An 18,994-nucleotide genomic window follows, 5' to 3' on the forward strand; every position below is an offset into this window, starting at 1 on the left:
AAAGGGCCTGCAAGCGGCTCCGGCACCAATGGTGCCATGACCCGCTCCGCAAAACCCGCCCTGATCTCAGTAGCGCCGCTCGGCTTTGTTGCCGCATCGGTGGTTCTCGCCTTTGAGCCCTTGCACTGGCTGATCGGCACCTGGCTCGACCGGTCCTATTCCTCCACCGGCGCGCTCTATCTCTTCGCGCTGGCAGCACTTGCCGCCTGGTCGTTGACGAGCCCGGCCAAGGCAACGGCTCCCGCATCACACACCCGGCACCGGCAGTGGGCGGTGCTTCTGCTGCTTGCCTCGGCGCTGATCCGCCTGGCGAGCCAGGTGCTCGCCATCAATGTCATTGGCGGTCTGGCGCTGGCGTTCGATGTCTATGCGCTGGCGGTTCTCCTGCGGACTGGTGAGCGCCACCGGCCGGTCTCGGCCTTCTGGCTCTCCGTCCTGTTCCTGTTCTCGCTGCCGGTGGAACGCATCCTGCAACGGCTGATCGGTTATCCGCTGCAGGAGCTTTCGGCAAACCTCTCCTGCAACGGCCTCGGTCTCTTCTTCTCGGACCTTTCCTGTGCCGGCACCCGCATTGCGTTGGCGGGCCGGGACGTGCTGGTCGATCTGCCCTGTTCGGGCACGTCCGGACTGATGCTGGCGATGGCCTTCGTGGTGATCCTGAACGCGCTCTACCGGCCGCGCCTATGGGTGGCAATGCTCTGGACCGGGACCGCCCTTGGCTTCAGCCTTCTCGGCAATGCCCTGCGCATCGGTCTGCTCGCCATCGGGATTGCCTATCCGGACAGCATTGCTGGCGCTGATGTCATGGCGCAGCCTCTGCACGACATCATCGGCTATCTGACGCTTGCCCTGTCTTTGGGCCCCGTTCTGATCCTCTACAGGCCCGAACCTGTTCCGGTCGGCTCTTCCGGGTTCGCGACTTTCCGTCTGCCGCAGATGTCGCGCGGCCAGCGGGATCTCACCGCGCTCGTCTTCCTGAGCCTTGCACTTCTCATCGTCATGCTGCCGCGCCAGGCCTTCGACGTCTCCAAACCTGCCAAGCCAAAGGATCTGCCTCTGGTGCTAGCGGGCGAGGCGGGCGTCGATCTGGTCTTGCAGCCGGTCGAGGAGGCTTATTTCCGCCAGTATGGCGGTGAAGCCCGCAAGCGCCGCTACGGCCCGATGGCCGTAACGCTGGTCGAAACTTCGTCGCCGCTGCGCCATTTGCATGCCCCGGACGATTGCCTGCGCGGTCTCGGCTACGAGGTGACATTTCTCGGGACCCGGTTCGAACCGATCCCGACCGCGCTCTACCGGGCCCACTCCGGCAAAGGTGGCGACTGGTTGGTGGCCGTCACCTTTTCGTCTTCGAGCGGCGAGGTCACCCACAACATTGCAGAAGCCATCTGGCTCTGGCTGCGGCAGCCCGGAACACGCTGGTCCAGCATCCAGCGGATCACGCCCTGGTCCCTGCCTGAAGCCCGGCTGGCCGAGCTTGAGGCTGCCGCTGGTGCCGCTCTCGATCTAACGCTTCCCAAGTCCGCTCAACTTTCCGTAGAAAAGGAGAAACGCATATGATTTTCCTGGCAAAACAGGTGCCGGCCGCCGTGCTGGCATTCTCCCTCGGCGCCCTGCCGGTGCTTCCCGCCGCTGCCGATCCGAAGTCCGAAGACTTTTCCGGAACGGTCGTTGCCGAGGCGGGCGGCAAGGAGATCCATCTGCCGCTTCTGAAGGCGGACTACCGGGTCGAGATCGATGGCGACATCGCTCATGTCGAACTGACCCAGACATTTCTCAATCCGACCCGGACGCCGCTCAACGCCACTTACCTCTTCCCGATGAACCAGAAGGCGGCGGTGCATGCCATGCGCATGGATCTCGACGGCGAAAGCATCGTTGCCCGCATCCAGAAAAAGGCGGAGGCCGAAGCCACTTTCGAGACGGCAAAACGTGAGGGCAAGGCGGCTGCGCTCCTGACCCAGCACCGGCCGAACATGTTCACCCAGGACATTGCCCATCTGATGCCGGGCCGGCCGGTGACCGTCACGCTGGATTACGTCCAGAGCGTCCCGAAGATCGACGGTGCCTACGAGCTGGTCGTGCCGATGGTTGTCGGGCCGCGATATGAAGGCGCCGGTGCCGCCCTTTCCAGCCTGACACCCAAGCCGGACAAGCCCGCCAAGGCTTATGACGACGACCGGGTGCCGGTATCCGCTGAGCCGGCAGGCCTGGACACCGCGGAAACGATCGGCAGCTGGAGGATCGACCGGCTGCCGGCCTATCCGCCGGTGATCGGTCAGAACGCGCCGGACGAGGTCGACCCGAAGCGTGTCACGCTGGATCTCAGCCTCAAGGCTCCGATGCCTGTTTCAGCCCTCTGGAGCGACACCCATGCATTGGCTGTGGACGGCGATGCGATCAAGTCCGTCCGTTTCAAATCGGGGGCAGCCATCGACAACAAGGACTTCGTGCTGCGCTACAAGCTTGCAGCCGAAAGCGAGGTGACGGCGGGTGTGTCCTCCCATTTCGAGGCGGAACGCGGTGGCACGCTGTCACTGCTGATCGAACCGCCTGCGATGCCGGTCGAAGACATGATCGGCAAGCGAGAACTGGTTTTCGTGCTCGACACGTCCGGTTCCATGGGCGGGGCGCCGATGGACGCCAGCAAGACCTTCATGAAAGCGGCGATCGAATCCCTGCGGCCGGTCGACACGTTCCGCATCCTGCGCTTTTCAAACAGCACGTCGCAGTTCTCGCGCAGCAGCGTCCTGGCTACCCGCTGGAACAAGGCGAAAGCGCTGCGGTTTGTCAGCGGCCTTAGTGCCGGCGGCGGTACGGAAATCGACCGTGCCGTCAACGCAGCCTTTGATCTCGACCAGGAAAAGGACACCACCCGCATCGTCGTCTTCCTCTCCGACGGCTATATCGGCGACGAACGCCGGGTGATCTCGACCGTTGCAAACCGCATCGGCAAGGCAAGGATCTATGCCTTCGGCGTCGGCGATGCGGTCAACCGGTTCCTGCTCGATGCGATGGCCGAGGAGGGCAGGGGATTTGCCCGATACATTGCCGCGGGTGAGGACGCCAAGGCTGCCGCGGAGGATCTTGCGACAAGACTCAAGACGCCGCTCCTGACGGATATTTCCATCGACTGGAACGGCCTCAAGGTTGCCGACCAGACGCCTGCCCGGATCCCGGATCTCTTTGCCGGAGGCTCGGTGCGGGTGCTGGGACGCTACCATACCGGCGGCAGGCATACGATTTATGTCGTCGGCATCGTCAACGGCCGTCCAGCCCGCATGCCGCTGGAGATCGATCTGAAGGCTGCCGCCGGAAACGATGAGCGAACCGCGCGAGCCTTGCCCCTGATCTGGGCGAGGGAACAGATCTTCGCCAAGAACCGCGCCTATACGATCGGCGGCAGCAGCGATACGGGTCTTGAAAATGAGATCACCGACCTCGGACTGACCTACGCCCTGCAGACGCGTTTCACCTCCTTTGTCGCCGTGTCGGAAAGGATTGTGAACGCGGCTCCGGAAACGGCGTCCCATCGGGCCGTTCCCCTGCCGCAGGTCTCCGGTGTTTCCACCAATGCCTATCCGTCGCTCAACCTCTCGGGCAGCTCCGCGCCGGAGCCGGAAGGCATCATCGGGCTGATGCTGGTCGTTCTCGCCCTGGCCGCCCGCTTCCGCCGCGATCTGCGCCGGGTGCTGCAGAAACTCATCACCCATCTGAGGACGTTCACGTCAAGAAACCGGTCGGGAAGTGGCCTGCCGGTAGACCCCGCGCTGCCCAGGAGCCTGCGCCGGGACGGCTGGTGGCTGGAAACCTGATCGCCGCTTCGCTATTGGTAACGCTCCCGCGGGACAACTGCGGGAGCCTTTTCGGGAAGAACACATTGCCTGGCCAAACCATTCTTGTTGTCGACGACGATCCGCATATCCGCGACGTCATCTGTTTCGCGCTTCAAAAAGCCTCCTATGTCTTCGAGGTTGCCACGGACGGCAAGGAGGCGCTGGACAAGGCGCTTCTGTGCAATCCGGCCCTGATCGTGCTCGATATCGGCCTGCCGGAGATGGACGGACTCGATGTCTGCCGGCACCTGCGCCGCACGTCCGAAGTGCCGATCCTGTTCCTGTCCGCCCGCGACGACGAGATCGACCGGATCGTCGGGCTCGAACTGGGTGCCGACGACTATGTGACCAAGCCCTTCAGTCCGCGCGAGCTGATTGCGCGGGTCGGGGCGATCCTCAAGCGTTACGGCGCGCCCGCTCCGGCCGAAGCCGATTTACCGCCGGCGGCACTCCGTCACGGCATGCTGGAACTGGACAAGGCACAGCGGCTCGTCACGGTTGGTGAGGCCTCTGTCGGCCTCACGGCCATTGAATTCGACATCCTGGCGACGTTGCTCGCCCGGCCGAAGATCGTCTTCACCCGTGAGCAGATCCTGGAAAAGGCTTACCCGGACAACATCCATGTCTCGGACCGCACGATCGACAGCCATATCCGCAACATCCGTGCGAAGCTCGGCGGTGCGGGCTGCGGCGATGCCATCGAGACGGTGCACGGCGTCGGCTTTCGCCTTGGCCCCTGCCGGGTTGGGACCGGGGCCGGCGGATGATCCTTTCCCGAGCCTTCCGCGACAAATGGCGTCCGCCGCTTTCCATGGTGGTTGCGGGCGTGCTCGGCATCATGCTGCTGGTGCCGCTTGCCGGAGTGGCTTTTTTCCGGGTCTACGAAAACCAGCTTATAGAGACGACGGAAGCGGAACTGATCGGCCAGTCGGCGGCAATCGCAGCCGTGACGGCGCAGCGACTGGAAGAAATTGGCGGCGAGGATCTGCCGCTGGGGCTGAAAGTACCGAAGACGGCGGATGTGCCGGACGGCCGTAGCATCTATCTGCGCCAGCCCGGAGGCAGCTGGTCGCCGCAACTGCCGGAACTGGATCTCACCCGCACACCGGTTCTGACCCGACGAGGCGCGCCGCAACCAGCCGCCGCGCCGCCGCATCCGGCCTACCTGAAAGCCGGGCAATCGATCGACCGCATCCTGCAGGACACCCAGAAGAAGACGCTGGCCGGGTTCCGGCTGCTTGATTTCAACGGTGTCATCATCGCCGGACGGGAGGATCTCGGCCTGTCGCTTGCCCACGTGGAAGAAGTCAAAAAGGCGCTAGGTGGACGCTATTCCAGTGCCCTGCGCGAGCGGATCGTCGACAATCCGCAGCCGATCTATTCCATCAGCCGGGGAACCAGCGTTCGCGTCTTTGTTGCGATGCCGATTGTCGTGAACGACCGGGTCGCGGGCGTCGTCTATGCGTCGAGGACGCCCAGCAACATCCTCAAGGAAATGTTCCTGAAACGAGAGGCCGTCTTCTGGGTGGTGGTCTTCGTGCTGGCGGCGACCTTTGTCGTCGGCTTCATCTTCGCCCGCGCCATCACCGGCCCGATCAAGGCACTGACAAAGCGTTCGCTGGCCATCGGCAATGGCGAGCGGGAAGCGCTCGCACCGCTCGCGATCCATGGCAACCGGGAAATCCACGCCCTGTCGGAAAGCATGCTGGAAATGTCGCGCAAGCTCTTCGAGCGCAATGACTACATTTCCACATTTGCCAACCATGTGACCCACGAGTTGAAGACACCGCTGACCTCGATCCAGGGGGCGGCGGAGCTGCTTCAGGATGCCGGGGCAGAGCTCAGTGAGGCCGACAGGGAGAGGTTCCTCGGCAACATCCTGCGCGATACGGACCGGGCCTCCAGGCTTTTGAACCGTCTCCGCGATCTTGCACGTGCCGACAGCGTCGAGATCGGCGGGCGTTGCCGTCTGGAAGAGGTTGTCGCGGAGGTGCGGGGACGGTGCGAGGGGCTGGCGATCGATTGTCCGGCGGACGCCGAGCTGCCGATGTCAGCGGAAAACGCCCGCATCGTCTTTGAAAACCTCGTCGACAACGCGCGCAAGCACGGTGCAGACCGGATTGGCGTGACCGGCTCACTTAACGCAGGTGAGGTGACTATCCGCGTTCAGGACAATGGCGAGGGAATTTCGGAAGGCAACTCCGACCAGATCTTCGAGCTGTTTTTCACCACGCGCCGGCAGAGCGGCGGCACCGGAATGGGCCTCGGTATCGTTCAGGCGCTCCTGAAAGCCCATCGCGGTACAATCCGGCTGGTGCCCTCCGAAGATCAGGGAGCCTGTTTCGAGATCCGCTTCGAACCGCCGCCGGGCTGATACCTCACCCAATCAGATCGTACTGAACTCTACCGCCAGATGATCGATCAGCGCGCGCAGGCGCCGGGTCAGGTGGCGGTTCGGCGGATAGAGCGCATAGACGCCGAAGACATCGGTCTCGTAGTCCGGCAGAACCCGTTCCAGCTCGCCGGCTTCCAGTGCCGCCTTCGCCGCATAATAGGGGGCCCGGGTAATCCCGAGACCGCCGACGGCAAGGCGCACGAGCGAGCCCGGGGAATTGGACTGAACCACGCCATTCAGCCGGATAACGTGTTCCTCGCCGCCGGAGCGGAAACGCCAGATGTTGCGCTCAAGCTGGTTGTTGTCGACCAGGCAGGCATGGGTTGCGAGTGCGTGAGGGCTTTTGGGGCGGCCGTGCCGCTGCAGATAGTCGGGCGAGGCGCAAAGCAGCAGTGGCATGTCGACGAGCTTGCGGGCAATGAGGGTGGAGTCCTTCAGGGAACCGATGCGGATTGCCAGGTCGAAGCCTTCCTCCACCAGCGCCACCCGGTAATCGGTCAGCTTCATGTCGAGTTCGACATCGGGGTGCTTGCGTAGAAACGGCACCAGCGCCTCCGACAGCCGCGTGCTGCCGAAGCCGGTCGGTGCCGTCAGGCGGATCGGTCCGGCAAGTGCTCCCTGGCGCTCGCGTACGAGACTGTCCAGGTCGTCGATCTGTTCCAGGATCGGGCGGCACTGCTCCAGATAGGCGGTGCCGACATCGGTCAACGAGACGCTGCGCGTGGTGCGGTTGAAGAGCTGGGTCTTCAGCCGGTTTTCCAGATGCTGGACATATTTGCTGACGAGCTTGGTCGACAGGCCCAGCCGGCGTCCCGCTTCAGTAAACGACCCCTCCTGGGCGACCGCGATAAAGGCCCGCATGGTTTCGATCTTGTCCATCGCCATCGTCTCCGGTCAACGCACATGCTGGCTGCTTATTGTCCCTGAATTGTACATAATAATTGAATGAAATCGATTATTATTTCCGATCGAGGGAGGTGACATATTGCGCTCAGCGGACCGGGCACATCGGCTCCGCGCAAGATCAAGAGGAGCAGATATGTCCAGCGCCATCCGCATTCACAACTTCCCGCTTTCCGGCCATTGCCACCGTGTCGAGCTGTTCGCGAACCTGACAGGCATCAATCATGAGCTTGTGTTTGTCGACCTCGCTGCCGGCGAACACAAGAAGGAGCCGTTCCTGGCGCTCAATCCTGCCGGCAAGGTGCCGGTGATCGAGGATGGAAGTGTGGTCGTGGCCGATTCAAACGCAATCCTGGTCTATCTTGCCCGCAAATACGCTCCGGACTGGCTGCCGAAGGACGTCGTCGAGGAAGCTGAGGTGCAGCGCTTCCTGTCGATGGCGGCAAACGAAATCGCCAACGGTCCGGCCGCTGCCCGGCTGGTGACGGTGTTCGGCGCTCCGCTCGATGCCGAGCGCGCCAAGACGATCGCGACCTACGTCTTCGATATTCTGGAAGCGCATCTGAAAGATCGGGACTGGCTTGTCGGAAACAAGCCGACTGTCGCCGATGTGGCGATCTACACCTACACGGCTCACGCGCCGGAAGGGAATGTGTCTCTCGATCCCTACCCGAACATCCGCGCCTTTCTGAAGCGTGTTGAGGCGCTCCCCGGGTTCGCGGCGATGCCCGTCAGCAAGGTTGGTCTGGCTGCCTGATCCAGGATCTGTTCCGGAGAGACTGTTTGGGTCTCTCCGGACCTTGCCTCACTTCTTCCCACAGGAGATCGAAAATGCTGGACGATGGCTTGAAACAAGACGGGCAGAGCAGCGGGTCGCCGTTTCATGACGGCGAGCGCCAGGTGCAGGAACGCCTTGGCGACCGGGAAGTGGACCGTTGGGCGCGTGGCGCCATCCGCAGCTTCATGCCCGACCAGCACAGGATCTTCTTTCAGGACCAGCCTTTCATGATCGCCTCTGCGCGCGATGCCGCAGGCCGACCATGGGCAACGCTGCTGGAAGGAGGGCCTGGTTTCGTACGCTCGCCCGATGCCGTTTCGCTGGAAATCTCGGCGCGGCCGGTCGCCGGCGATGCGCTGGACGGCGCGCTGAAGGAAGGGGCCGATATCGGTCTGATCGGCATCGAGCTCGCCACCCGCCGCCGCAACCGTGTCAACGGCACCGTGACTGCTGTGAGCGAGGACGGGATAAGCTTCGCCGTCGGCCAGTCCTTCGGCAATTGCCCGCAATATATCCGCGCACGCAAATACTGGTGGAGCCCGGAGAAGACGTCGGGTACTGCTGCGCGTGGAGCATCCCTGACCGCGTCCCAGAGCGCCTGGATCGCATCGTCAGATACGTTCTTCATAGCAACCGGTTACCGGGGCGAGGGTGACAATCCGGCCTATGGCATGGATATCTCCCATCGCGGCGGCGAGCGCGGCTTTGTCGAGGTCCTGGATGACCGCACACTCCGGTTTCCCGATTATGCCGGCAACCGCTTCTACAACACGCTCGGCAACATTCTCGCCGATCCGCGTACCGGGCTCCTGTTCCTGGATTTTTCGACCGGCAGCCTGCTGCAGGTGACGGGGCGGGCAAGCATCGATTTCGGCTCGGAGGCGGTTGCTCGCGTTCCCGGCGCGCGGCAACTGGTGACGCTTGAGATCGACGAGATTGTCGAGCTGACTTCCGTTCTGCGCCTGCGCTGGCAACAGGATGCTGCTCCCGCCCGGTCGTTGCGCCTCGTGGAGCGCGTCAAGGAAAGCGCAGATGTTACGTCGTTCCATTTCGAGGCGAGGGATGGCGGTCCGCTGAAGCCCTTCGTGGCAGGCCAGCACCTTCCGCTCGAGTTGAACCTCACGGGAGGTCTCGGCAAGGTCTCTCGCAGCTATTCTCTCTCCGGTTCGCCGAAGGCCGGCCGCTATCGGATCTCTGTCAAGCGCGAGCCGCAGGGGCTGGTGTCGCGCATCCTGCATGACGGGCTCGAAGTCGGGACCATGATCGATGCGGGCACACCGGCGGGGACTTTCGGACTGCCGGAAACTCAGGATCCGCTGGTTCTCGTCAGCGCGGGCATCGGCGTAACGCCGCTTCTTTCCATGCTGCATGCCGTGGCTGCGGAGGAGGGCAGCCGGCCTGTCTGGTTCGTTCATGGCGCCCGCGACGGGGAGCACCATCCTTTCCGCGAGGAGGTAAGGGCGCTTGCCGCGCGCAACGCGAACATCCGCCTGCTGACCCATTACAGCCGCCCGCTGGAAACGGATACCAGGGGGAAGGACTTTGACCACGAAGGACGCATCACTGCCGAAAGCCTCGTGGCTCTGACCGGTGCGGTCAACGCCCTCTATTACCTCTGTGGACCTGCAGCTTTCCTGGGCGAATTGAAGGCCGGGCTGGAACAGGAAGGGATTCCGGAGAGCCGGATCTTCGAGGAGAGTTTTTGAGGAAAGTAGGTGAGATTGCTGTCTTTCCAGAAACTCAGGAACCTACGCTTATCCGCGATCCTTTCGACTTGCGCCCCTCTCCTCCCTTTGCGGGGCAGGGCGACCGCATTTGGAATATTTCCTTGCTCGATGCGTTTGACAGATCACTGCCGCGTTACCCCGGACAAGCGAAGCGCAGATCCGGGGCCTACTCGCAGAGCCACTTGCCGAAAGCGCCTGACGTCTCCTGCAAAGGTGCTGCCCTGTCCCACCCCTCTGGAAACGAGTGGGCCCCGGGTCTCGCGAAGCTCGCCCGGGGTGACACCAGTGTTTTCTGAATGACTGTTCCAAATGCGATTGCCCTGCCTTGCGGGGGAGATGTCCACGACGTGGACAGAGGGGGGGTGGCATCGCCACAAAATCGAATTCGCCGAATATATCAATGAGGCCGTCACCCCCCTCTGTCAGCGGTGCTGACATCTCCCCCGCAAGAGGGGAGAGGGGAGCAAGCGGAAGCTTCCGTCGTCTAATGCCTTGTGGTGGGGCTCAAAAGTCCCTCACGCCCCCGGCGCGAAATCCACGTGGATGTGGTTGCCGTCCGGGTCCCAGATATTGAAGGCGACGATGCCGGTGCCCGGCTGGACGGATTTGCGGTGGCGTTCGCCACGGGCGATCAGGCGCTGCTCGAACGTCTCGGCACCGGTTGCGGTGAAAGCGAAATGTTCAAGCTTCAGTTTTTCCTCAGAGCCGACAGCCGGGTCTCCCTCGATGCCGACAAGATGGATCGCGGCAGTTCCGCCCGCGTAGAGCCAGGCGCCTGGGAAGGTAAAATCCGGCCTCGGGCCCGGATGCATGCCGAGCACCTCTCCGTACCAGGCAACAAGCGCCTCGAGCTGCGTTGTCCTGAGGTTGACGTGGTCGAGTTTTCCGATCTGCATCAGGCGGCCTTCCATTTGATCGAGCAGCCGATGGAGGGGATCTGCTCCGCCGGACCCTTGCCCGTCTCGGCAACCAGCTTCATTGCCTCGTAGAGCTCGCGGGGGCCGTCTGCGGGCATATTCGGGCGGGTCGCATCGATTCGCCCACGGTATTGCAGGCCGAGATCCCGGTTGAAGCCGAAGAAATCCGGGGTACAGACCGCCCCGTAGGCGTTGGCGACGCTCTGGTCGGGATCGTGCAGATAGGGGAAGGGAAAGGCTTTCTCCTCCGCCATCTTCTTCATGTTGACGAAATTGTCGGCCGGATAGGCGACCGGGTCGTTGGAGCAAATTGCTGCGACGCCGATGCCGAGCGCTTGCAGGTCGCGGGCGTCGCGGATGATTCTGTCGAGCACGGCCAGCACATAGGGGCAGTGGTTGCAGATGAACATCACGAGCAGACCGTTGTCGCCCTGGAGGCTTGAAAGATTGTGGCTTGCACCGTCGGTTGCCGGCAGTTCGAAGGTGGGAGCCGGCCAGCCGAAGTCGCAGACCGGGGGAGTGAGGGCGGGCATGGGGAACCTCGTCTGGCTGATTTTCCAGTGCCGGAAGGGCATGGCTGAAGTCTGGCGCTCTTCCGGCCGGATGCTGTTTGGGGCGGTCAAATTCTCACCAAATTGTTAAAGCACGGCAAGGCCTTCGGCGAAAAGGCCCGGTTCCTTTAACCTTTGCGAAAAAAGTATCAGCAACCGGAAATTTCCTATTGCATCGCACCCCGAACAGGCGCATATACGCCTTGCCCAAATTCGCACGTGCCCGTGGTCGCCCATGGGATGTCGCTCAAAAGACATCTCTTAAGGGACCTCTGCCAGACAATCCGCCAAGGGGCGGGGCAGTTGAGATCCGGACGACTTAAAGCAACGACGTAAGAGGGCTTTTTTGGTCTCTGCCGGGGTTTCCAACCTCCGGCGTCACTGAAGAGGCACTTGTTACTTCATTGCCCGACGTGCGGTTCGGTACTCCCGATCCAATCAACGGCATTCCCGACGCGGGAAAGCTTTGCGCTGCTTGGCAGCGTCTGGCCCAACCGTCGCTGCGGTCAACCCGGCCTCCGGTTCCATCCCGGGGGAGGCCCGGTGCGCTCTGCAGCATCCTGCGACGTGAACGCAGCGCGCGAGCCAAGGAAAGAAGCGCGCCTGCGGCTTGAGATTGAGAAGAGGGAAACTCCCATGACCGACCGTATCCGCGACTTCCTCCGCCGACGTGAAGCCGATGGCCCCTGTGTCGTCGTCGACCTCGACATCGTGCGTGACAATTTCGAAGCCTTTGCCAAGTCCCTGCCGGATACGTCCGTCTATTACGCCGTGAAAGCCAACCCGGCGCCCGAGATCCTGTCGCTGCTGGAAAGCCTCGGCTCCTCCTTCGATTGCGCCTCCGTCGGCGAAATCGAAATGGTGCTGGCAACCGGCGCCTCTGCTGCCCGCATTTCCTACGGCAACACCATCAAGAAGGAGAAGGACATTGCGCGTGCCTATCAATATGGCGTCCGCCTCTTCGCCGTCGACTGCGTCGAAGAAGTCGAAAAAATCGCCCGCGTTGCCCCTGGCTCCCAAGTCTTCTGCCGCGTCCTGTGCGACGGCGTCGGAGCAGAATGGCCGCTCTCCCGCAAATTCGGCTGCGACCCCGAAATGGCGCCCGACGTCCTCGAACATGCGCACCGGCTCGGTCTTGTCGCCCATGGCGTCTCCTTCCACGTCGGCTCCCAGCAAGCCAACCTCCAGGCCTGGGATCTCGCTCTCGCCATGGCTGCGGGCGTCTTCCAGGAAATGGCCGTCCGCGGTGTAGAACTGAAGATGGTCAACATGGGTGGGGGCTTCCCGACCCGTTACCTGAAGGACGTCCCGGGCGTTTCGACCTATGGCGAAGCGATTTTCCAGGCGCTCTGCAAGCATTTCGGCAACCGCCTGCCGTCCACGATCATCGAACCGGGTCGCGGCATGGTCGGCAATGCCGGCATGATCGAAGCTGAAGTCGTGCTGATTTCCCGCAAATCCGCCAACGATGAAGTGCGCTGGGTCTATCTCGACATCGGCAAGTTCCATGGCCTCGCCGAAACCATGGATGAAGCGATCCGTTATCCGATCCGCACCCCGCGCGACGGCGACATCACCGCGCCCTGCGTGCTGGCCGGCCCAACCTGCGACAGCGTCGACGTGCTTTATGAAAAGACGCCGTATGAACTGCCGGTCAGCCTCTCCATCGGCGACAAGGTCCTGATCGAGGCCTGCGGTGCCTACACCACGACCTACTCCACGGTCGGCTTCAACGGCTTCGCGCCGCTGGCCTCCTTCGTTATCTGACGGCGAAGACCATGATCGACATTGTGGAGGAGGCGCCGGCTCATACCGGCGCCCGCGAGGCTCTGCTCGACCTCTGCTTCGGCGAGGCGCGCTTTGCCAAAACCTCGGAACGCCTGCGGGAAGGCCGGCTGCCCGTCTTCGCCTTCACGGCGCTGGACGAAACCGGCAAGCTTGTCGGGACGGTGCGGCTCTGGTCCGTTGTGGACGACTGCGGCTTCCAGAGCCTGCTGCTCGGACCGCTCGCAGTCGATCCGGCTTGCCGCGGACATAAGGTCGGCGACCGCTTGATGCGCCATGCGCTCAACCAGGCCGCCGTCCATGGCCACGGTTCGGTGATCCTGGTCGGCGATCTGCCCTATTACGCCCGCTTCGGCTTTGCCGCCGGGCTTCTGGACGACGTCAGCCTGCCGGGTCCGGTCGAGTATGACCGGTTCCTGGGCGTGGAATTTGCTCCCGGTCACCTGGCCGGACTGGATGGCATGTTGTCGGCAGCCGGTCTCTTCGACCCGATGGCCGGGCTTGCCACACCGGAAGACGTCTTTTCCGTATCCCGGAACTTCTAAGCTTTGTGACATTAAGGATGGCGGCGAAATTTTTCGCCGCCATCTCTTGTTTTTTTGCGCATACACTTGTTTTTTAAGAAAAACAGGTTCCGGAACACACGTTCATCTTCTTCAGCTGGAAATAATCCGAGAAGACTTGCAAATCCTGCGAAAACCAGCCACATCTACTCAAAAGCGCAATGAGTGCGCTTCTGTGCGTGAGGAACTTCCCAACAGGCCGGACCCGCGAAGACCGACGGGCGGCGAACCGGAAATGATTGGAGTATAAAATGACCGACGAAACCAACGGCGGCGCGCCGAAAGATCCGGCGCCGAAGGCTGCCCGCAAGCCAGCGACGCGGCGCAAGGCCGCCGCCAAGCCTGCGGCTGCCAAGCCCGCCGCGGCCAAGCCGGCCAGCTCCACGTCCGCAACTGCAAAACCTGCCGCGACCAAGGCGGCCGCGAAGCCTGCAGACACGAAAACAACCACAGCCAGAAAGACGGCAGCAAAGCCTGCTGCGACGAAAGTCCCGGCAAGGCCCGCATCCGCCAAGCCGGCCGCGAAACCCGCAGTGACCAGGGCCGCCGCCAAACCCGCTCTTGCAAAAGCCGCTGCCGCAAAGCCTGCAGCAGCCAAACCCGCAGCGGCCAAACCCGCAGCGGCCAAACCCGTAGCGGCCAAAGCTCCTGCTGCCAAGGCACCTGTGAAAAGGGCCGCTACCCGCAAGCCGGCCGCAAAGGCCCCGGCGGCGTCCGCCGCGCCGAAGGCGGCTGCCCAGGCCGCAGTCACCTGGCCGGTGCACGGCACCATCACCGGACCGCTGGTGATGATCGGCCTCGGTTCCATCGGCCGGGGGACGCTGCCTCTGATCGAGCGTCATTTCAACTTCGACAAGAACCGCTTCACGGTGATCGATCCGGTCGATCGAAATGCCGCGCTGGTGACCGACCGTGGCTACAAGTTCCAGAATGTCGCGCTGACGCCTGAAAACTACAAGGACATCCTGACACCCCTGCTGACGGAAGGCGAAGGCCAGGGGTTCCTGGTCAATCTTTCCGTCGATACTTCTTCGCTCGATCTGATGAAGTTCTGCCGCAAGCTTGGCGTCCTTTACATCGACACGGTCGTCGAACCCTGGGCGGGCTTTTATTTCGATGACACGGCACCTGCGGCCGAGCGCACCAATTATGCGCTGCGTGAAGCCGTGCGCCGGGAGAAGAAGAAGAACCCGGGCGGCACCACGGCCGTTTCCTGCTGCGGCGCCAATCCGGGCATGGTGTCCTGGTTCGTCAAGCAGGCCCTGATCGATATCGCCAATGAAACCGGCGTCAAGTTCAAGGAACCGACCGGCCAGAAGGGCTGGGCGAAGCTGATGAAGAAGGTCGGCGTCAAGGGCATCCACATTGCCGAACGCGACACCCAGCGGGCCAACGAACCGAAGCCCTTCGGCGAGTTCTGGAACACCTGGTCCGTGGAAGGTTTCCTGTCCGAGGGTTTCCAGCCGGCGGAGCTTGGCTGGGGCACGCATGAGACCTGGAAACCGGGAAATGCCAAGAAGCACAAGAAGGGCTGCAAGGCGGCGATCTACCTTGAACAGCCCGGTGCCAACACCCGCGTTCGCACCTGGTGCCCGACGCCGGGCGCGCAATACGGCTTCCTGGTGACGCACAACGAGGCGATTTCAATCGCCGACTATTTCACGGTTCACGAGGGCAAGAAGGTCTCCTACCGGCCGACATGTCATTATGCCTATCATCCGGCCAACGTCGCGGTGCTGTCGCTGCACGAGCTCTTCGGCTCGGCCGGCAAGATCCAGGAAACGCTGCATGTTCTGGGTGAGGACGAACTCCAGGACGGCATCGACGAACTGGGCGTGCTGCTCTACGGCCACAAGAAGAATGCCTACTGGTACGGCTCGCAGCTGTCGGTGGAAGAGACGCGGAACCTTGCGCCCTACCAGAACGCCACCGGTCTGCAGGTGACCTCCGCGGTGTTGGCCGGCATGGTCTGGGCCCTGGAAAACCCGAAGGCCGGGATCGTGGAAACCGACGAGATGGACTACAAGCGCTGCCTCGAAGTGCAATTGCCCTATCTCGGTCCGGTGAAGGGCTACTACACCGACTGGACGCCGCTGGAGAACCGTCCGGGCTTCTACAAGGAAGACATCGATACCAGCGATCCCTGGCAGTTCCGCAATATCCTGGTGCGGTAAGACGGTGGCTGGCGTGCCTTCGACCTGAAACAGGTGGAACGGGCGAAAAAGCAGAAGCGAATTCGGCACCGCCAGTGAAAACCGGCGGTGTTTTCTTTTGCCGCGTCCTGCGGCGTGTCGCGCGTCACAGGACTGCTGGTCTCAAAGGTCCTAGATATCCACTACCGCCGGGCCGGCCATGCCGCCGGACAACGTTTATCTCGACCGAGGATCCATCCCGTGCTCACCAAAGTTGAAACACTGCGCGACACCACAGCCGCATCTCCCCTTGAAACCGGTGCCCGTCATGCCGGGCCAACGCGTGTCCTGCATTGGCTCATTGCCGTCCTGGTGCTGGCGACCTGGCCGCTTGGTGTTGTCATCAAGTTCGTCAAGGGCGAGGTGGCGATGGACTTCTACATGCTGCACGAAAGCTTGGGCTTCCTGGTGCTGTGGCTGATGCTCCTCAGGGTCGGAAACAAGCTGATCGCCCGCAAGCCACCGGCAGAAGGTCCCGCCATCGAGCGCCTGGCCGCGGCGGCAGTGCACGGGCTGCTTTACCTGTTCCTGATCGTCATGCCCTTGAGCGGGTTTCTCGCCACCAACGCCCACGGTTTTCCGCTGCACTGGTTCGGGCTGGTCGAGATCTGGAGCCCTATCGGCAAATCGCCTGACATCGCCTGGACGCTGTCGGCCATCCATTCCTGGAGCGCCTGGACCCTGTTCGCTCTATTAGGCCTGCATATTGGGGCAGTGCTCTTCCACCATGTCATCCGGCGGGACGGAACGCTCTACCGGATCCTGTGACATCGGCGATTGCCTCTGCGCTCCGCGGCCCGTCATGACCTGTCAGCAGCGCGGCCGCGTGTGCCGCATATCACTGGACACAAAGTTTTTGCCCCTTAGACAGAACGGGCCGGCGCGCTCCCTTCGCGCCGGTTCGAAATGGGGGAAGCTTCATCAAACTATTGCCTGATGGCCTCATGGTTCGCGTGCCGGAGCGATCCGGACGGGACGGTTTTCTTTCAAGTTTTTTCACCTTCCGGGACGGCCGGTTGTCAGCGGTCATGTCCGGATAGTCTTCACAGATTGAGGTATCACATGACTTTCGAGCAGAATTCCGCAACAGCAGAGATCGAAAGCGAGACGCAAGCCGCGTCAGGGAACATTGTTCTGACCGTAACGGTTCAGGCCTATATCCGGGTGCTGGAGGCCTTTTCCAGCGGCTGCGCTTCTGTCATCAGCGCCAAGGGCGCGACCCGGTCGGAGGCAGAGCTGTTGAGTTTTCCCGATCACCTTTGGGACGACACGGGCACGGCACGCAACAGCATGCAGCGGTGGTTCGAGCCCGATCCGCGGAGGTGAGGCCCGGAGCGGGCGGTCAGCCGATGAGGCGGACGACCTCGACGGCTTCCGACTTGCCCTTGACCTTGTGGGTGCCGATCGCTTCGCGGTGGATCTCATTGCCGAGATTTCTCGCAAGTTCACCGGAAGCCAGGATGATGATCTCGGCTTCGGCATCGATTTCCTTGCCGAGGCTTTCCAGCCGCGAGGCGGCATTCACGGTGTCGCCGATCACCGTATAGTTGACACGCTCCGGTGCACCGATGTCGCCGACGACAAGCGGGCCGAGATGCAGGCCGATGCGGATACGCACCGGCGGTTCGCCCCGGGTGCGCCGGGCCTCGTTGTCGGCGCTGATTGCTTTCGCCATGCCGAGTGCTGCGCGGGCGGCGGGTTCTGCCGGATTGTCCAGCCGTTCCGGGGCGCCCCAGAAGGCCATGACGCTGTCGCCGATGTATTTGTCGATCGTGCCGCCTTGCCGGGTGATTTCTGCACCGAGCAGCGACAGATGATGGTTGACGAAGGCCGCGGTTTCCGTTGCCGACATGCCTTCGGAGGCAGAGGTGAAGCCGGCAATATCGGTGAAGAGCACGGCGACCTCGCGCTCTTCCGGCGGCGCTTCGGCGCGGCCTTCGCGCAGGAGCTTTTGCACAAGGGTGGTCGGCACATAGCGGTTGAAGGCGGTGAGGCCGCCGACCATCGCGTTGAACCCCCGGGACAGGTCGTCCAGCTCGCGGATGACGCTGGAGGGTAGCGGTTCGACGGATGCAAGGTTGAGGCCGGCAACCTCCTTGGCGGCAACCGAAGCGCGCTGCACCGGCTTGGCGATCCGCTGAGCCAGAAGCACCGCGCCAAGGAGCGACAGAAGCAGCAGCCCGCCCCCGGCTAGCGCGGCAGTCAGCAGCTGGTCCAGCGGTTGGTCCAGGAACTCCGCCGGAAAATGCACGCCGATGCGCACCGGCAGACCCAGAAGGTTGTCGTTCTTCTTCTCCAGGATGACGAAGCGTTTCAAGCCGGTTTCGTCCAGGCCGACATGGAGATCGAGGTTGTCCGATATGTCGAACGCCTCGTTGTCCAGCTTCGGCATGTTCGCAAATTCCGACAGGAACGTATCCGGGATCTGGCCGACGTGAAGAAGCGGACTTTCTGCGCTGAGGTCGTCGAACTTCTTGTGCAACTCCGGATGGGCAATGATCTCGTGTGTGTCTTGCCGCATCAGGAAAACGGTGATGTCGTCGGTCGACACATGCCAGGTGATTTCCGAAACGCGGTCGAGCGACATGCCGATCAGAAGGCTGCCGCGGTAGGTCTTGCCCTCATGAAGCGGCCGGACGAACACGTAGTAGGTGTGTTCGCGGTTCGGCATATAGAGAGGATCGCTCCAGAAGGCGCCGGTTTCCTGCGCGGCCCTTTCTGTCAGCGGAACAAGGGCTGGAATGTCGGCTGCGAGCTTCACATCGCCGCCCAGTATCCTGCCGTCCGCATCCCCCCTGTCGATATCGACGCCTTCCCCCTTTTCGTTCACAAGCACCAGGAACGAAACCTGTTCCATCGGTGCGAGTGCGCCGTGGAGATAATGGAGCAGCAGATCCGGATCGTCGAAGGGCAGCTCCTTGCTCTCATAGGTCCGCCGCGTGAATTCGGCGGTCTCCGTCACGGCGTGCAATTGCTCGATGAAGGCGGTCTCGGCCGCTTCCATGCCGATGTCGACGATCTCACCGCCGAGCTGGCGCACGACTTCGGACGAGGTGACCGCCTGAATGAGCAGGATGCTGGCAGCCGTCAGCAGGACGAAGCTGCCGATTACGGTGGCAAGGGTCGGGGTGATGAAGAGTTTCTTGCGATCTGCCACGTTTGGGGTCCGGAGCTGGGTCTTTTGATATCTCTTTCAAATTCAGCGTCAAAGGGCAATCCGTCAGGACCTGTTTGCGGGCAGATACTTCCTCGAATGACTTGGTCCCGAAGGCGAAACTCTCCATCGTCATCCCGGACGCAGCGCAGCGAAGATCCGGGACCGGTGAGTTGAGATCCATCGGTTGTTTCGA

The 18,994-nt window shown here is 62.4% G+C and carries 15 protein-coding genes; 11 read left to right on the top strand and 4 right to left on the bottom strand.

The window, feature by feature from the left end:
• The first annotated feature begins 36 nt into the window (after positions 1-36).
• The 4 genes from xrtT to ACX3M4_RS00255 all read left to right on the top strand — a co-directional run bounded on the left by xrtT (position 37) and on the right by ACX3M4_RS00255 (position 6,207).
• Positions 37-1,557 (top strand): exosortase T, encoded by a 1,521-nt coding sequence (gene xrtT, locus ACX3M4_RS00240; RefSeq protein WP_459356601.1) that lies wholly within the window; start codon positions 37-39, stop codon positions 1,555-1,557.
• The gene (locus ACX3M4_RS00245) at positions 1,554-3,812 is read left to right on the top strand and encodes a VIT and vWA domain-containing protein (RefSeq protein WP_459356602.1); all 2,259 of its coding nucleotides are present in this window, start codon (positions 1,554-1,556) and stop codon (positions 3,810-3,812) included. Before xrtT ends, ACX3M4_RS00245 begins: the two co-directional genes overlap by 4 nt.
• Before the next feature lie 65 nt (positions 3,813-3,877).
• Positions 3,878-4,600, top strand: coding sequence for a response regulator transcription factor (locus ACX3M4_RS00250; RefSeq protein ID WP_459356603.1), 723 nt, complete (start codon positions 3,878-3,880; stop codon positions 4,598-4,600).
• Positions 4,597-6,207 carry a sensor histidine kinase gene (locus ACX3M4_RS00255; protein ID WP_459356604.1) on the top strand — a complete coding sequence of 537 codons (1,611 nt, stop codon included), beginning with the start codon at positions 4,597-4,599 and terminating at the stop codon, positions 6,205-6,207. Before ACX3M4_RS00250 ends, ACX3M4_RS00255 begins: the two co-directional genes overlap by 4 nt.
• Positions 6,208-6,219: 12 nt before the next feature.
• On the opposite strand, the gene ACX3M4_RS00260 is transcribed toward ACX3M4_RS00255, so the two are convergent.
• Entirely contained in the window at positions 6,220-7,107 is an 888-nt protein-coding gene (locus ACX3M4_RS00260) for a LysR family transcriptional regulator (protein ID WP_459356605.1), read from the bottom strand.
• Positions 7,108-7,267: 160 nt separating this feature from the next.
• On the opposite strand from ACX3M4_RS00260, the gene ACX3M4_RS00265 reads away from it, so the two are divergent.
• On the top strand, positions 7,268-7,888 hold the full coding sequence (locus ACX3M4_RS00265; RefSeq protein ID WP_459356606.1) for a glutathione S-transferase family protein: 621 nt from the start codon (positions 7,268-7,270) through the stop codon (positions 7,886-7,888).
• Positions 7,889-7,962: 74 nt separating this feature from the next.
• Positions 7,963-9,615, top strand: a complete 1,653-nt coding sequence (locus ACX3M4_RS00270; RefSeq protein WP_459356607.1) for an FAD-binding oxidoreductase — start codon at positions 7,963-7,965, stop codon at positions 9,613-9,615.
• Positions 9,616-10,151: 536 nt separating this feature from the next.
• Here ACX3M4_RS00270 and ACX3M4_RS00275 read toward each other — a convergent pair.
• The gene (locus ACX3M4_RS00275; RefSeq protein ID WP_459356608.1) at positions 10,152-10,532 is read right to left on the bottom strand and encodes a VOC family protein; all 381 of its coding nucleotides are present in this window, start codon (positions 10,530-10,532) and stop codon (positions 10,152-10,154) included.
• Complete coding sequence (locus ACX3M4_RS00280; RefSeq protein WP_459356609.1) at positions 10,532-11,086, bottom strand: thioredoxin family protein; 555 nt, start codon at positions 11,084-11,086, stop codon at positions 10,532-10,534. The genes ACX3M4_RS00275 and ACX3M4_RS00280 overlap by 1 nt, the downstream gene beginning before the upstream one ends.
• Before the next feature lie 654 nt (positions 11,087-11,740).
• Here ACX3M4_RS00280 and ACX3M4_RS00285 point away from each other — a divergent pair.
• The 5 genes from ACX3M4_RS00285 (at position 11,741) to ACX3M4_RS00305 (ending at position 16,970) form a co-directional block, all read left to right on the top strand.
• Positions 11,741-12,871 (top strand): type III PLP-dependent enzyme, encoded by a 1,131-nt coding sequence (locus ACX3M4_RS00285; protein ID WP_459356610.1) that lies wholly within the window; start codon positions 11,741-11,743, stop codon positions 12,869-12,871.
• Between the two features lie 11 nt (positions 12,872-12,882).
• Complete coding sequence (locus ACX3M4_RS00290) at positions 12,883-13,434, top strand: GNAT family N-acetyltransferase (protein ID WP_459356611.1); 552 nt, start codon at positions 12,883-12,885, stop codon at positions 13,432-13,434.
• An 806-nt stretch (positions 13,435-14,240) separates the two neighbouring features.
• On the top strand, positions 14,241-15,626 hold the full coding sequence (locus ACX3M4_RS00295; RefSeq protein ID WP_459359523.1) for a homospermidine synthase: 1,386 nt from the start codon (positions 14,241-14,243) through the stop codon (positions 15,624-15,626).
• Positions 15,627-15,845: 219 nt separating this feature from the next.
• A complete protein-coding gene (locus ACX3M4_RS00300) occupies positions 15,846-16,412 on the top strand; it encodes a cytochrome b (RefSeq protein WP_459356612.1) in 567 nt (188 codons plus the stop codon).
• 294 nt (positions 16,413-16,706) lie between these two features.
• The gene (locus tag ACX3M4_RS00305; protein WP_459356613.1) at positions 16,707-16,970 is read left to right on the top strand and encodes a hypothetical protein; all 264 of its coding nucleotides are present in this window, start codon (positions 16,707-16,709) and stop codon (positions 16,968-16,970) included.
• Positions 16,971-16,986: 16 nt separating this feature from the next.
• Here ACX3M4_RS00305 and ACX3M4_RS00310 read toward each other — a convergent pair whose 3' ends face one another.
• Entirely contained in the window at positions 16,987-18,801 is a 1,815-nt protein-coding gene (locus ACX3M4_RS00310; protein WP_459356614.1) for an adenylate/guanylate cyclase domain-containing protein, read from the bottom strand.
• Positions 18,802-18,994: the final 193 nt, after the last annotated feature.

This window comes from Roseibium sp. M-1, from assembly GCF_054515675.1.

Excerpts from the sequence above, each read along its gene's own strand:
- xrtT (WP_459356601.1), top strand. The coding sequence starts at position 37 with ATGACCCGCTCCGCAAAACCCGCCCTGATCTCAGTAGCGCCGCTCGGC.
- ACX3M4_RS00245 (WP_459356602.1), top strand. The coding sequence starts at position 1,554 with ATGATTTTCCTGGCAAAACAGGTGCCGGCCGCCGTGCTGGCATTCTCC.
- ACX3M4_RS00255 (WP_459356604.1), top strand. The coding sequence starts at position 4,597 with ATGATCCTTTCCCGAGCCTTCCGCGACAAATGGCGTCCGCCGCTTTCC.
- ACX3M4_RS00260 (WP_459356605.1), bottom strand. The coding sequence starts at position 7,107 with ATGGACAAGATCGAAACCATGCGGGCCTTTATCGCGGTCGCCCAGGAG.
- ACX3M4_RS00265 (WP_459356606.1), top strand. The coding sequence starts at position 7,268 with ATGTCCAGCGCCATCCGCATTCACAACTTCCCGCTTTCCGGCCATTGC.
- ACX3M4_RS00270 (WP_459356607.1), top strand. The coding sequence starts at position 7,963 with ATGCTGGACGATGGCTTGAAACAAGACGGGCAGAGCAGCGGGTCGCCG.
- ACX3M4_RS00275 (WP_459356608.1), bottom strand. The coding sequence starts at position 10,532 with ATGCAGATCGGAAAACTCGACCACGTCAACCTCAGGACAACGCAGCTC.
- ACX3M4_RS00280 (WP_459356609.1), bottom strand. The coding sequence starts at position 11,086 with ATGCCCGCCCTCACTCCCCCGGTCTGCGACTTCGGCTGGCCGGCTCCC.
- ACX3M4_RS00285 (WP_459356610.1), top strand. The coding sequence starts at position 11,741 with ATGACCGACCGTATCCGCGACTTCCTCCGCCGACGTGAAGCCGATGGC.
- ACX3M4_RS00290 (WP_459356611.1), top strand. The coding sequence starts at position 12,883 with ATGATCGACATTGTGGAGGAGGCGCCGGCTCATACCGGCGCCCGCGAG.
- ACX3M4_RS00295 (WP_459359523.1), top strand. The coding sequence starts at position 14,241 with ATGATCGGCCTCGGTTCCATCGGCCGGGGGACGCTGCCTCTGATCGAG.
- ACX3M4_RS00305 (WP_459356613.1), top strand. The coding sequence starts at position 16,707 with ATGACTTTCGAGCAGAATTCCGCAACAGCAGAGATCGAAAGCGAGACG.